At 68.6% G+C, this 13,420-nt stretch carries 11 protein-coding genes; 3 read left to right on the top strand and 8 right to left on the bottom strand.

What is annotated here, in order from left to right:
- Positions 1–282: 282 nt before the first annotated feature.
- On the top strand, positions 283–1,797 hold the full coding sequence (locus E6P78_RS28375) for a hypothetical protein (RefSeq protein WP_168712728.1): 1,515 nt from the start codon (positions 283–285) through the stop codon (positions 1,795–1,797).
- A gap of 419 nt (positions 1,798–2,216) precedes the next feature.
- Here E6P78_RS28375 and E6P78_RS28370 read toward each other — a convergent pair whose 3' ends face one another.
- The 7 genes from E6P78_RS28370 to E6P78_RS28340 form a co-directional block, all read right to left on the bottom strand.
- Positions 2,217–2,714 (bottom strand): hypothetical protein, encoded by a 498-nt coding sequence (locus tag E6P78_RS28370; RefSeq protein WP_136206495.1) that lies wholly within the window; start codon positions 2,712–2,714, stop codon positions 2,217–2,219.
- A gap of 68 nt (positions 2,715–2,782) precedes the next feature.
- Complete coding sequence (locus tag E6P78_RS33085; RefSeq protein WP_206307938.1) at positions 2,783–3,865, bottom strand: S1 family peptidase; 1,083 nt, start codon at positions 3,863–3,865, stop codon at positions 2,783–2,785.
- Between the two features lie 122 nt (positions 3,866–3,987).
- The gene (locus E6P78_RS28360) at positions 3,988–4,770 is read right to left on the bottom strand and encodes an aminotransferase class IV family protein (protein WP_136206494.1); all 783 of its coding nucleotides are present in this window, start codon (positions 4,768–4,770) and stop codon (positions 3,988–3,990) included.
- Between the two features lie 47 nt (positions 4,771–4,817).
- Positions 4,818–5,501: a glycoside hydrolase family 3 N-terminal domain-containing protein gene (locus E6P78_RS28355; RefSeq protein WP_276607235.1), complete on the bottom strand. Its 684-nt coding sequence runs from the start codon at positions 5,499–5,501 to the stop codon at positions 4,818–4,820.
- A gap of 307 nt (positions 5,502–5,808) precedes the next feature.
- Positions 5,809–6,648, bottom strand: coding sequence for a carbohydrate ABC transporter permease (locus E6P78_RS28350; protein ID WP_136206503.1), 840 nt, complete (start codon positions 6,646–6,648; stop codon positions 5,809–5,811).
- 37 nt (positions 6,649–6,685) lie between these two features.
- Entirely contained in the window at positions 6,686–7,684 is a 999-nt protein-coding gene (locus tag E6P78_RS28345; protein ID WP_136206493.1) for a sugar ABC transporter permease, read from the bottom strand.
- An 11-nt stretch (positions 7,685–7,695) separates the two neighbouring features.
- Positions 7,696–9,009, bottom strand: a complete 1,314-nt coding sequence (locus E6P78_RS28340) for a sugar ABC transporter substrate-binding protein (protein WP_136206492.1) — start codon at positions 9,007–9,009, stop codon at positions 7,696–7,698.
- A 184-nt stretch (positions 9,010–9,193) separates the two neighbouring features.
- On the opposite strand from E6P78_RS28340, the gene E6P78_RS28335 reads away from it, so the two are divergent.
- Positions 9,194–10,543 (top strand): ROK family transcriptional regulator, encoded by a 1,350-nt coding sequence (locus E6P78_RS28335; RefSeq protein WP_136206491.1) that lies wholly within the window; start codon positions 9,194–9,196, stop codon positions 10,541–10,543.
- Positions 10,544–10,565: 22 nt separating this feature from the next.
- On the opposite strand, the gene E6P78_RS28330 is transcribed toward E6P78_RS28335, so the two are convergent.
- Positions 10,566–11,909, bottom strand: coding sequence for a hypothetical protein (locus tag E6P78_RS28330; RefSeq protein ID WP_136206490.1), 1,344 nt, complete (start codon positions 11,907–11,909; stop codon positions 10,566–10,568).
- Between the two features lie 141 nt (positions 11,910–12,050).
- Between E6P78_RS28330 and E6P78_RS28325 the strand changes: the two genes are divergently transcribed.
- Positions 12,051–13,418 (top strand): helix-turn-helix domain-containing protein, encoded by a 1,368-nt coding sequence (locus E6P78_RS28325; protein ID WP_136206489.1) that lies wholly within the window; start codon positions 12,051–12,053, stop codon positions 13,416–13,418.
- Positions 13,419–13,420 lie beyond the last annotated feature (2 nt).

The following is a 13,420-nucleotide window of genomic DNA, read 5'->3' as shown; positions in this document are numbered from 1 at the left end:
CTGATCCACCTCGGCCTCACCCGAACCGACAACACCTGGCACCTCATCCCCGCCACCGCATAGCGAAAAGGGGCCGTCCGGCCTGCGGCCGGACAGCCCCCCAACAAGATTTTCAGCGGCCTTCTAGTCGACCCCGCCCGTATCCCGGCCTTCGCGCAAAGCCTTCCGGAGTCCGTCCGGCCCGCCTTGAGCACACCGGCTGCCGTTGAACAATTCCTCACTGGGAGGAAGGCGAGGGACGTCCTTGACGCGGACCAGTACGCGCTGCTGCGGGCCTGCCGAGTGCCCCCGGCCGACGACGAACGCCTCGCCGCTGCCCACGTCGACGCACAGTGGGCCGCACGCTGGGTCCTCGCCCGCGTCGCCAGCCTGGGCTGGACGCCTGAACTGTTCGCCAAATTCGATAACATGCGTTCCCGCCACTCTGACTCCCGCCAGTCACACAAGGGCGAACGGATCGGCAAGAAGTACCAGTGGATGGCCCTCCACGAGCTCGTGGAACGCCTGGCGAACCACCGGCACCCCCACCGGCAGACCGAGCACGACGCCGCCGAATACCCGGGAGCGGCACGACTGTCGCTGCTCGACATCGACCCTTCCCTTCCTCCGGCCCGACACCCCTTCTCCGACACCGACGACAACAGTCCAGACGAAGCCGACCACGCCACCTTCCCGACCGCCGACCCCGCACACCCGCTGGCACCACCTGTCCCCGACCTGCCCGACGACGAGCGCGTCGACGAATGGATCAGCCGTCCGGACAACCTGCCCGACCTCGACGAACTGGGCATCCGCACCGACAGCGACGGCAGGCAGTGGATCGTCCTTTACGAACAGGCCGTGGACGATCACGACGGTCGAGGATGGAACGTCACCCGTGGCCAGGCGGAGCATTGGCACCGCATCCACAGCTGGCTCGTACCCGCCCCCCAACTCACCAGCCTGCTCACATGGCTTGAAGGCCGAACACTCACAAACCGGCTGATGCCCGAAGGAGCCGATCGCCACAGCCTTCTGCTGGCCGACTTCCCCACCGTCCCCGGTCCCTGGACCGATCCGGAACCCGACTCCTGGCATGTGAGTACCTTTCAGTACGACGAAACCGATCACGGTGAGGACGACTCCCCTGTCCCAGGGGACGACGATCTCTCCTCCCCGGAGCCAGCCCCTGGACCACCGGCTTCGGAGGAGAGAGTCGCAATCCCCGCCATCTGGCGGGAGCGGAGGAAGAAACGCCAGGAAGAGCTGCTCCTGGAGCTCGCAGAGCTGTGGACGGACGGTCCGATCGAAGATGACGAGGACGACTGGCTGGAGCGCACCCTCGCCGCACAGCCGCAGGGCCGGATGGTCCTCGCCACAGACCCTGACGGGAAACCCGTCACCGCCATTCCGACCGACCAAACCTACAACTGGAGCGGCCAGAGCCTGGACTGCTCCCTCGACGCGTCCGTCTCCGCGACGCTGCCCAGTGACCCACTCCTGAGAGACAGCGGGCTGCGGCGCGACCCGGACCGCCCCTTCTGGTACGACACCGACGGCCAACTGCAGGTGCAGTACCTGACGTGGGACCGCCCGAGCGGCAGGGCCTACAGTCTCCTCGCGTCCAGGGAGTGGCTTGAGTACCACCTCGAGCGCGGCGGCCATTGCCTGGTCCAGGGCATGACCGGTGAACGGCAGCCTGTGACCGCCGAGCACCCGCGTGTCTGGAGAGAGTTCAGCCAGAGCGCCGGCCGCACGGCCGAAGGACAATGCAACCCTGGGACCATCGTTACCGAAGTCAAGAGAAGCTTCCGGTAGCAGGCCGTCGCCGGACTTGGCCCGGGCCCGGGCACGACCGCAGAGTACGACCGGCGCGGCGACCCGTGCGTCGAGCGGGTCCGGCTTTCCCGAACTCTGATGTGGGTGGCGGCAGGTGAGACCGCCACCCACATCTTGTCCTGATCGCCGAAGCGGCCCCCTGCCCCTGGTCAGGAGCAGGGGGCGTTCCTACTACGACGGACGCAGTTGTCACCGGGGATGCGATCGTGGCAGAGGGCCAGGACCTCCGCCCGAGCTTCTGGGCCGCGATGCTGAGCATGCTGATCCGTGGGGGCCTCTCGCTGGAGAACACCAGCAGAATGGCCACCGGAGGCGGCCCCACCGGCCTCACCGGAATAGGCGCACGCCGCCCTGCGGGACACGACCCGACCGCAACAGCCAGTCGCGGCTTCGATGAATCAGCCGCGTTCGATCGAGTCCGGGTTGATCACGATGAAGCCGTCTTCCGCCAGACAGTCGGAGGAGATCTCGATACCTCGGGCTCGTTCATCGGAAGATTCCCAGTAGGAGCCGGCAGCCTTGAATCGGTCGCCAACGGCCAGGCGCCCGTATCCGGGAACGCTCACGCCGATCGCAGCATCGGACCGCACGACCTTCGTTCCCTTAGGCCAGATCGGCGTGGCGACGAAATCCTCTTCGGCTCGCACGCCACGCACCGTGAGGCACTTTCCATCGTCACTGCTCACAAGGGTGCCCCCGATGGTCATCCCCGGGAGTACAGAGAGACTGTGGACAATGATCGGTGGCTCGGTGTCTGTCACCGAAACCTCGGGGGACGTCGGGCTCTTCCGCCCCTCCTTCTTGGAGTCGCCTCCGGCATCGGATCCACTGCACGCGGCGAGTGTGACGACCAACAGAGCCAGTGTGACGCCGATGGCGCTGCGGATCTGAGCCATGGTTCCTCCGGGAGAGTGTGAGTGGGCAGACCGGCAGTCCCGGTCTGCCCACGTACGTCGCCTATCGCTTATCGAGTCCACACGTCGTAGCTGCGGTTCTGGAAGAGGTAGGCGGGCGCGAAGACACAACGATTGTTGCCGTCACCATAGTTGGTGAGCCCGGTATGAATGCCATAGGCGGTTCCCCCGCTGTACCAGGGCCCACCGCTATCACCGCCCTTGCAGGTGGCGCCACTCATCACGACCATGTGCTGCAGACTTCCGATAGAGACGTTTCGGTACTTGACCGTGCCGCAACTTTTGCCAGAGGTACGGCCGTAGTGACAGATGGACGTGCCCGTCGACGGCATGGCCCCTCTCGCGTCGGCGTACCTGGTGGCATTCGTGTCGTGGTAGAAGGTGCGAGTCGCGGCCTTGCTCCCTGTGGAGTTGTAGCCGATGTCGCCCCATGAGCCCTGATGGCTCCAGATTTTCGAGACCGTTGTCGACCCACCCGCGGTGCTGTGGTTCGAATAGGTCTGACTGGAGACCTTGGTGCAGTGTCCAGCAGTTCCTGAGCGCTTTGTGTCGGACGTGAGGTACTTCAAATTGAAGCCTGTAGTACAGCCAACCGACAGCAGCCCACCACCGCGGATGTATCCGTCCTGCTGCTCGATACCTACCTGGTCGGAAATCACGATGTTGATCGGGAAGCGATCCGTCCCGAGAGCGTCCTCTACACGGGCCGCGAGTTCAGGTGTTGCGGCTGTGGCTACAGAGGAACGAGCGCTGAACTCCGAAGCGGGAAGCGGTTTGACCCAGGCCTCGATGGTTCCCAAGCGCACGTCGTAGGCCGTGATCGCGGTGTCGACGCCGGACTGAGCCAGCAGTGTGGAGTGAGACTCGTCCGCCGCAGCGGCGAGTTCGGCCTCCGAAAACCCTCGGTTACCGACAATTTCGACCGGTACGGGAAGGGACGAGGCAAGATCGATCGCTTCAGTGACGGGACAGCGGCCTCCGTGCCCGTGCTGTGGCGGCCGGTGCCCAGTGGCGTGCACGAACCTCGCGTAGTCCTCATTGGTCGTCGGGTAGACGTCGATGAGGTACGAGTCCAGCCACACCGAACGGTTGTCCGGGCCGGACAGGTAGATGCCCTCCTCAACGAGGGTCATCACCTCTGGCGTGGGTTCACGCCGACCAGCTCGGCGAACACCTTGCCCGTCTTTCGCATGGCCGTGCGCAGCAGCCGAGCCTCATGGCCGGCCCACCTGGTCACCCCCGTCATGGGCTTGCCCTACAGGTTCTCGCCAGGGATGGACAGGTACGTCTCTTGCAGCTGGCTCAGCACCCGGTGCTCGACGGGGAACTCAGCGTCATCAATCGCGGACAGGGGACGGACGCCGATGCTGGTGTTCGTGGCGAAGGCTGCGGCCATGCCCTTGGCCTGCGCCAGGGTGACGGTGGCGACGCGGTGCCCCGCGCGCTGCTGAAGCAGGGCCATGGTGACGCCGGGCAATACCGGAGCCTCCGGCCACACCACGGTGCCCTCCTGGTCGACGAACCCGATGTTCCAGGTGCCACCCTCGGAAACGAGTCCGTCTCTGCCGATGAACAAGGCGTCGCCGAAACCTGTCCGCTGCGCCGCCCCGCGGGCGTGCAGAGCGCCGAAGAGACCGGCGTGCTTCACCTCGGGAAGGTCACGTTCGTACACCACGCTCTTGGCCCGCAGCGGCTCCGGAGGCAGAGCGCCGGCACCGCGCACGGACACCAGGATGTGCGGCTCGTTGGCGTCCCCCGGGCGCCCCATCTCGACCTTGGGGTCGTAGATCGTGACGCGGACGATGCATGGGCGGCTCTGCCCTTCGAGGCCCTGGCGGACGCACTCGCGAACACGCTCGGGGTCCAAGTCCGCGCTCCACACGGTCTTGCAGTCCCGCACGAGGCGTTCCATGTGCAGCGCCAGGCCGCGGATGCTGCCGTCGGCGGCGACGCGCATGGACGTGAAGTGCCCGATGTTCGTCAAGGCCAGGGGGAGCATGTCGTTTACGGATACGGGCTTTCCATCGAGAGTCACCATGCGCCCAGCATGTCGGAGCGTCCGCACCCGCGGCACCTCAATTGAGGTTACTGACGGGTCAACGTCGTCTGAAAGTCATTCCGAGCCCTTGCCGCACGGTGTTCGCTGGCACCACGCGAACACGTCGAGCCGCCCTGGAGGCCCTCGACCATCTCGCGGGCGTAGGCGTGCACGATCTCGGGGTCCACGGAGTACCCCTCGTAGCAGCGGCCCCAGCGCAGGTCCCTGGGGGTGGCGACGGTCGGGGCGAATGTCCAGTCCATGCCGGTGGCCGCGATCTCGCGGGCGGCCGCGGCGCCGATCCGGCGGATGAGTCCGGGGTCGCGCGCCGCGCCGAGCCCGATGTTGTGCGGGAAGACGGTGGCCCCGTGCACGTTGTTGTGGCCGTGGACCGCGTCGCTCGCCCACATGAACGGGATGTGGAAGGGCCGGTCGCGGTAGGCGTCCCGGGCCGCCTCCCAGAAGGTGCCGACGGTCTCGGCCCACCGGGCGGGGCCGGACCTGCGGTCCCCGTCCGGCCATCGGCCGGCGCCGTTGAGCGCCGAGCCGATCCGGTAGGTCCGCACGTCGTCGGCGGTCAGCTCGACAGGTCGGGCTGGATCATCTGCCCGATCTTCTCCTCGCCCGTCATCCGGCCGAGGATCTCCCTCGCACGGTCTCCTCCAGCACCGGGTCGACCGCGAGTCCGACCGCAGCGACGGCCACTGCGCGAGGTACTCCAGCCGGTTCACACACTGCTCCTGATGTGCGGACGGGGTGGGGCGCGCGGAGTCCGGCCCCGGGGCCCGTGAGCCGGGGCCGGGCCGGGCGGGCGGCGCGCCGACGGGGCAGCGCAGTGCCTCGGCGCCGGCGGCCCGTGGTGCGCCGGCCGATTTGAGAGAGCCCTCTCCGGCGCGGAGCCCAAATCCAGACAGCTGCGTGACGCGTGACGCCCTGTCACTGCCCTTGCTCAGTACGCGGTTTGGGATTCCACGGCCACGGCTGGGGCGGCCGCCCGGCGGCGAGGGTGCCGTCGTCCGGCACCCTCGTCACCGTGCGTCATTTGACCGCCCCGGCCGTCAGGCCGGCGACCAGGTACCGCTGGAGCAGCAGGAATCCGGCGACCACGGGGATGCTCACGACGAGTGAGGCGGCCATGATCTGGTTCCAGTACACGTCGTTCTGTGTGGAGTAGCCCTGCAGCCCGACTGCGAGCGTGCGGGTGTTCTCCGTGGTCATGACGGAGGCGAACAGCACCTCACCCCAGGCCGTCATGAACGCGTAGACGGCGACCGCGACGATGCCCGGGGTCGCGGCCGGCACCACCACCCTGATCAGGGCCTTGAGCGGCCCGCACCCGTCCACCATGGCGGCCTCGTCCAGCTCCCTGGGCACGGACTCGAAGTAGCCGATGAGCATCCAGATGGAGAACGGCAGCGAGAACGTGAGATAGGTGAGGATCAGCCCGCCGCGCGAACCGAACAGCGCGATGCCGGTGGCGTCGCCGATGTTCACGTAGATGAGGAACAGCGGCAGCAGGAAGAGGATGCCGGGGAACATCTGCGTGGACAGCACCGTGACGGTGAAGACACGCTTGCCCCGGAAGGTGTAGCGGCTGACCGCGTAGGCCGCGAACACCGCGATGATCACGGACAGTACGGTCGCGGAGCCCGCCACGATCAGGGAGTTGACGAAGTACTTCCGCAGCGGCACCGTCTCCCAGATGTCGAAGTACGGCCGGATCGTCAGCCCGGTGGGGAGCCACTCGAACTTTCCGGACACGTCCTCCAGCGGTTTCAGGGAGCTGGAGACCATGACGTACACGGGCAGCAGGACGAAGCCCGCCAGCAGGGTCAGAAAGACCCGCCGGAACCAGACGAAGGAGCGCGGGGAGGCCATCGGCGAGCGCGAGGCACGGCCCCTGGGGACGGTGTGGCTAGCCACGTGAGGTCTTCCTCCCACGAGAGGTGAACAGCAGGTAGACCGCCGTCACCAGCAGCAGGAACAGCAGCAGCAGGACCGACATCGCCGCTCCGGTGCCGAAGTTCCAGGTCGCGAACGACGATTGGTAGATGTGCACGGAGATGAGGTCCGCGGACTCCGGGGCCGCCTTGCCGAACAGCACGAACGGTGTGTTGAAGTCGTTGAACGTCCACAGGAACAGCACGAGGACCAGCACCTGGTTGACCGGACGCAGCGACGGCAGGGTGATGCGGCGGATCTGCTGCCACATGCCGGCGCCGTCCAGCGCGGCCGCCTCGTAGAGCTCCTTGGGGATGTTCTGCAGGCCCGCCATCACGATCAGGAAGGCGAAGGGCCAGCCCTTCCAGACCGAGACGATCAGCAGGGTGTAGAAGGCATTGTCACCGATCAGCCAGAAGGGCAGCCCGTCGGTGAGGCCGAGCTGGTCGTGCAGGACGTGGTTCACCAGACCGTTGTCCCGCTGGAACATGAAGGCCCAGGTGATGACCGCCGCGTAGACGGGCAGGGCGTACGGCACGAGGAACAGCGTCCGCAGGAATCCCCGGCCGGCGAAGGCCTCCTGCATGAAGATGCTCGCCGCGACGCCCAGCAGCCAGCTGAGGGCGACCGCCAGCACGGTGAACAGACAGGTGACCCAGAACGAGTGCAGCAGCGCCTTGCCGACGGGTGCGTCGAAGTCGACGGCGATGCGGAAGTTCTCCAGGCCGCGCCAGGGCGCACCGGACCAGTCCCGCAGATAGAACTGCGTGAGCTCCTTGAACGCCATGATGAAGCCGAAGCCGATCGGCACCAGGTGGACGAGGAGTTCCAGCACGACTGCGGGGAGCAGGAGCAGGTAGGGCAGACCGAGACGGCGCAGGCGCCCCGGGCGGCGCTGCTTGCGCGGCGCCTCCCCGGGGGTGTCCTTGCGCACCGTCGGTTCCCCCTGCGCGAGGTTCACGGTGGTGGTCATGGACGCATCACTCACTGACTGGCCATCTGCTGCTCAGCCTTGGTGAGCTCGGCCTTGACGTCCGCCGTGGTGATCGCGGCACCGCCGGCGGCCTTGGCGAAGAGGGACTTGACCGCGGTGCCGACCGCCGTCTCGAACTGCGACTCGTTGGTGACCTGCGGCAGCGCGGCAGCGCTGGTGGCGAGGGTGTTCTTCAGCACCTCCAGCTCGGGCCGCTTGAACGCCTCGTCGTCCTGGGCGGCCTTGACCGGCGGGATCGAGCCGTACGTCTTGCAGAGGAGCCTCTGCTCCTCGTCGCTCGTCATGAACTTGACGAACTGGGTGGCGCCGTCGAGGTTCTTGCTGTTCTTGAAGACGGCGATGTTGATGCCGGCCACCATCGAGTTGAGCTGCTGGCCCTGGCCCGGCGTCCCGGACTGGACCGGCACCGGGGCGACGCCCCAGTCGGAGTCCTTCATGCCCTGGGACTTGAACGTGGTGGCCGCGGCCTGCCACAGCACCATGGCCGTCTTGCCCTTGGAGAAGTCGCTGAGCGACTGGTTCTGCGAGTACTCGGCGTTGCCGGGGGCGACGATCTTGTCCTTGGCCATCATGTCGACGTACTGCTTGACGGCCGCGACGACCTTGTCGTCGGTGAACTTCGGCTTGCCGGAGGAGTCGAAGAAGTCCGCACCGTGCTGCTTGGCCAGGACGAACACCTGGTGGATGTTGTTGGAGAGGTTCGAGCCCTCGGCGCCCAGGCCCCACTTGCCGTTCTTCGACAGCTTCTTGCCGATCTCGGCCATCTCGTCCCAGGTGGCCGGCGGCTTCTCGATGCCGGCCTCCTTGAACATCGCCTTGTTGTAGTAGAGGGCGTACGCCATGGAGTAGAGCGGCAGCGCGGCGGGGTCCTTGCCCTCGGCGCCGGCCGAACCGAGCGCCGACTCCACGAAGCGGTCACGGCCGCCGACCTTGGCGAAGTTCGCGTCGTCCCACGGCAGCAGCGCGCCGGTCGCCTGGAGCGAGGACGACCAGGTGTTGCCGATGTTCAGCACATCGGGGCCCTGGCCGGAGGTCGTGGCGGTGAGGATTCGGGTGAGCAGGTCCGACCAGGGGACGACTTCCAGCTTGACCTTGATACCGGTCTGCTTCTCGAACTTCTTCAGCTCGGGCGTGAGGATCTTCTTGTCGGCCTCGAGGCTCGGGCCCTGGTTGGAGGCCCAGTAGGTCAGGGTCTTCGGCGAGCTGGACCCACCGCCCGTGGACTCTCCGCCACCACACGCGGTCGCACCGGCGAGCAGGGAGACTACGGCCGCGCCGCTCGCGACTATACGGATTTTTCGCATGGCTCCAGGTGTCCCTTTCTGAGGAGCGTGCAAGCCGGACGTGCTGAGCCCCCGGCCCAACCCGGCGTGCGGCCCAACTGTCTCATGGCTTAATTTATGACGCGAGTTAAGCCTCAGGGAAAGGTCGCGTCAAGAGTCGGGGGCGGGGTAGCGTGCCTCGCGAGCGAGCGAAGGAGCAGCCCGGATGGCCCAGCAGAGCAGACGTACGGTGCGTGACCTGCGCAGGAACAGCCGTGCGGCCGTATTGCAACGTTTGTATTTCGATGGGCCGTTGAGTCGCCAGGAACTGAGCCCCGCGACCGGCCTCAGCTCGGGCTCCGTCAGCAACGTCGTCACCGAACTGGCCGCCGAGGGGCTGGTCGAGGAGGCCGGCAGCGTGGAGTCCGACGGCGGACGCCCCCGCATGCTGCTGCGGGTCAACCCGCACCGCGGCCATCTGATCGGCATCGACGTCGGCGAGACCCGGGTCCGCATCGAGGCCTTCGACTTCACGCTGTCCGAACTCGCCCGTACCGAACGCCCGCTGGCCGAGAACCTCTACGAGGTCGACATGATCGTGGAGCACATCCGCAACGGTGTCGACGAGGTGCTGGCCGCCGCCGGGCTCGGCACGGACGGCCTGATCGGCGTCGGCATCGGCGTCCCCGGCGTCGTGGAGCACGATCCGGTGCGGGGCGCGGTCGTGCACGGCCAGACCATCGGCTGGGACGCGGTCCCCCTGGAGACGCTGCTGCGCGAGTCCAGCGGACTGCCGGACTCCGTGCCGTACGTCATCGACAACGGGGCCAAGACGCTCGGCCAGGCCGAGATGTGGTTCGGGGCCGGCCGGGGCGCGCGCAGCGCCGTGGTGGTCCTGTTCGGCTCCGGCGTCAGCGCCTGCCTCTTCGCGGAGGACACCCCGCTGGGGCAGGCCCTCGAATGGGGCCATCTGACCGTGCACGTCGGCGGCCGGCGGTGCCGCTGCGGTTCACCGGGCTGCCTGGAGGCGTACGCGGGCGCGGAGGCGATCCTGCAGCGCTGGCAGGAGGCCGGCGGGCGCCCCCCGGAAGGCGTCGACGAGGAGACCCGGCTCACCGCGGTACTCGCCGCGGCCGGTCCGCACGACGGCGCCGGCCCCGATCCCGCCGCGCGCACGGTGGTGCGGGAGACCGCCGAGTACCTGGGCGCCGGGCTGGCCGGCCTCATCAACCTCCTCCAGCCCGAACGCATCCTGGTCGGCGGCTGGGCAGGGCTGCAGTTCGGGGCCCGCCACCTCGACGAGGTCCGGGCCCACGCCGCGGCCTACTCGCTGTCCCACCCGGCCGCCAAGGTCACCGTGGAGCTGAGCAGCCTGGGCCCCGACGCCGTCACCGTGGGCGCCGCGACCCTGCCGCTGGCGGACTTCCTGGCCCGGGGCGGACGTGGCTCGGTGCCGGCCCAGGAGGCCGCCGCACCGGCCTGGCGCGCCGCGCTGGAGGACCGGATTCTGAACCGGCCGGTGCGCGGGACGACCCCGGTCCGGGCGCCGGACGCGGGACCGGAGGCTGCGGACTGAACGCCGGAGCGGTGCCTCCGGCCTATGGGACCGCCCGCAGGGCCGACAGGGAGCGTGTGAAGTGAGCGAACAGCCCACGGGCGAACCGCAGGGTCGCCGCCTCGTCCATGCGGTGGGCCGCCGCCTTGATCAGGATGTGCACGTCCGGGCTGCCGATCACGGCGTGGACGGCGAGCTCGTGGCCGAGCACCCGGGGCACGCGCAGGGGCTCCTCTGCGGTGAACACCGGAACGTCACCCGCCGGAGGGCCCGGCCGCTCGCCCTTGGCGTACGCGACGTTGGTCGACACGCTCTGCCCGGAACGGTACGGGCCGGGGAAGTTGGCCGACCTGCGCACCGCGTCCCAGTCGTACATCCCGCTCCGGTAGGCCGCGAGCAGCTCCCCGTGGAAGCGGCGGTGCCACTCGGGCCGGCCGGAGTGCTCCGTGCCGCGCGCCACCCAGACCTCCCCGGCCAGACAGGCCAGCGCGGGGCGCAGCACGGGCCGGAAGCGGTTCGAGCAGATCGTCTTGAGCGTGACCTCCCGCAGCCCGAACAGCTCGCCCACGTATCCGCAGACCAGCGAGTTGACGAGGGAGGGCGCGCTGACCCCCAGCTCGGCAGCGGTCCGCGGCAGCGCCCGCGCGAGCCCGCCGCCGAGGGCGAAGGTGACCCGGTACTCCGTGTCGAGCCCGCCGGCAGGCCGGTCGACGGGAGCGGCTTCGGCGGGTGCGCCGGGCCAGACGAGGGCGCGCGGGGTCTCGTGGAAGCCGAGCCATCTGCGGGTGGACCGGACCCCGCGCGCGTCCGTCTCGAAGGCGCGGACCTGCCGCGGCTGGGCCGGCTCACCGCCGGTCCCATCGGCACCGTCGACTCCGTCGGGGCGGCTCCCGTCCAGGATCTCCGGGTCCGCGGCCGCCCGCAGGATCAGCGCGCCGAGCAGCCCGCTCGCCACACCGTCGAAGAAGGAATGGTGCACCGCGTAGTAGACGACGGCGCCGCCCGGGGCGTCGGCCACCAGGAAGAAGGCCGAGCCGGTGAAGGCGTCGAGGCGTTGCGGACACCGCGTCAGAACGTCCTGCGGCCGCGCGGCGACCGCGTAGTCGAAGCTGTGGGCGAAGAAGTGATCCAATTCCGTGATCTCCTGTCGGAAAACCCCGTCGGGAGCCTGCACGATCCGGCTGTGGACCGCCTCGCTGTACCGGCATATATGGGCGAAGAGATTACGCGCCTGCCGTTCGGTCAGCCGTCCCGGCAGGTGCACGCTTTCCCGGATCGCCACCCAGCTGTTCCCGGGGTACTCGATTTCGTCGAACAGGAAGTTCAACTGCGCCGAAGCCAGCGGGTACCGGCCCGGGAACACGCCGTCGGCAGCGGTCTCACTCATACGACCTCCTGGATCTGAAGACCTTGACATAACCTCCGGCATACGCCAGATTCTCTCTCAGAGAGCGCTCTCCCCGCACCGGCACCTTCTTCGGATTTCTGCCGAGGTCCTGCGGCCGTGCGGAACAGGGGAAGCACGGCAATGGGGGCTGCACCACTCATGCAGGACGGAATACCGCACAGACAAACAGCCGGTGAATCCCATTCGGACAGCACCTTGCTGACCGCTCCGGAAGAAGATCTGAGCCGTGATGCCTTAACCACGTCATGGCCCATGGATTCACTGGTGGATCTTCTCCCGACCGGCCCGGAAACCGTTCCGGAGCGAGACATTCCGTGGCGGGACGGTGCCGCCTTCGCCGCATTCATCACGCGTCGGCGCGGACAGCTCAACTGGACGCAGGAAGAACTCGCGGAACGGTCGGGCGTGAGCGTGCGCACGATACGCAACATCGAGACCGGCCGGGTCGGCAGTCCCCGGCGTTCCTCATCGACCATGCTGATGGCCGCCCTCGGCGAGCACGACGTGTGGCCACCGGGCCCCGGCTCCGTGGAGGCGTTGCGGGGGCACGATGTCGACACGCTCGTGCAGGCGCTGGGCTCGCGCCGTCTGGTGGTCGTCACCGGGCCCGGCGGGGTCGGCAAGAGCCGGCTGGCCCTGGAAGCGGCGTACCGGGCCGCGCCCCTGCCGGACAGCCGGGCCGTGGTCGACCTGGGCCATCTGCCGCCGGAGGACTCCCCCGACGCCCGGTCCTTCCAGGAGATCGTGGACGCCGTGGGCAGCCGGCTGCCCGATCCGGCGTACGGGTCCCGCCCGGAGCTGCTGCTCCTGGACAACGCGGAGCATCTGCCGGTCACCGTGACCCGGCTGAGCGCGCGGCTCCTGAACCGGCGCCCCCTGCTGCGCGTCGTCGTCACCACCCGGCGCCGGCTGACCATCGGCGGTGCCTGGACCTGGGAGGTCCAGCCGCTGCCGGCCGACGGGCCCGGAGGCGCCGCCGCCTTCTTCGTCGACCGGGTGCGCGAGGTCTGCCCCGGGCTCTCGCTCGACCCGGACGGGCCGGACGTACGGACCCTGTGCCGCATGCTCGACGGAATCCCCCGCTATCTCGAACTCGCCGCCGAGCGGCTGCGGTCGCTGCCGCTGGCCGCGCTCGTGGCCGACGGTGCGGAGCCGGCCGGGCTGACCGGCTCCGATCTCTCCCGGCCACCGCACCAGCGGGGCGTCCTGCCCAGCGTGCGGTGGAGCCTGGACCTGCTGAACCCGGCCCAGCGCGCCCTGCTGGACGATCTGGTGCGGCTGCCGTCCCGCTTCACGCTCCAGGACGTCCGGCGCGCCACGGCGCCTCTGAACGCACCTCCGGAACCCCATCTCCTGGACCTCCTGGGCCGGTTGGTGGACTGCTCGCTCGTCCAGGTGGTGCGTGACGGGGACCGCTACCAGTACGGGCTGCTGTCCACGGTCCGCGCGGTGCTCGCCGCGGAGAGGTGTCCGGCAGCGGCCCACTGACC

It is taken from the genome of Streptomyces sp. A0958 (assembly GCF_004795035.1).
GTDB lineage: Bacteria > Actinomycetota > Actinomycetes > Streptomycetales > Streptomycetaceae > Streptomyces.
Note: the sequence above shows the minus strand (reverse complement) of the source record. Positions and strands in the feature narration are given on the sequence as shown.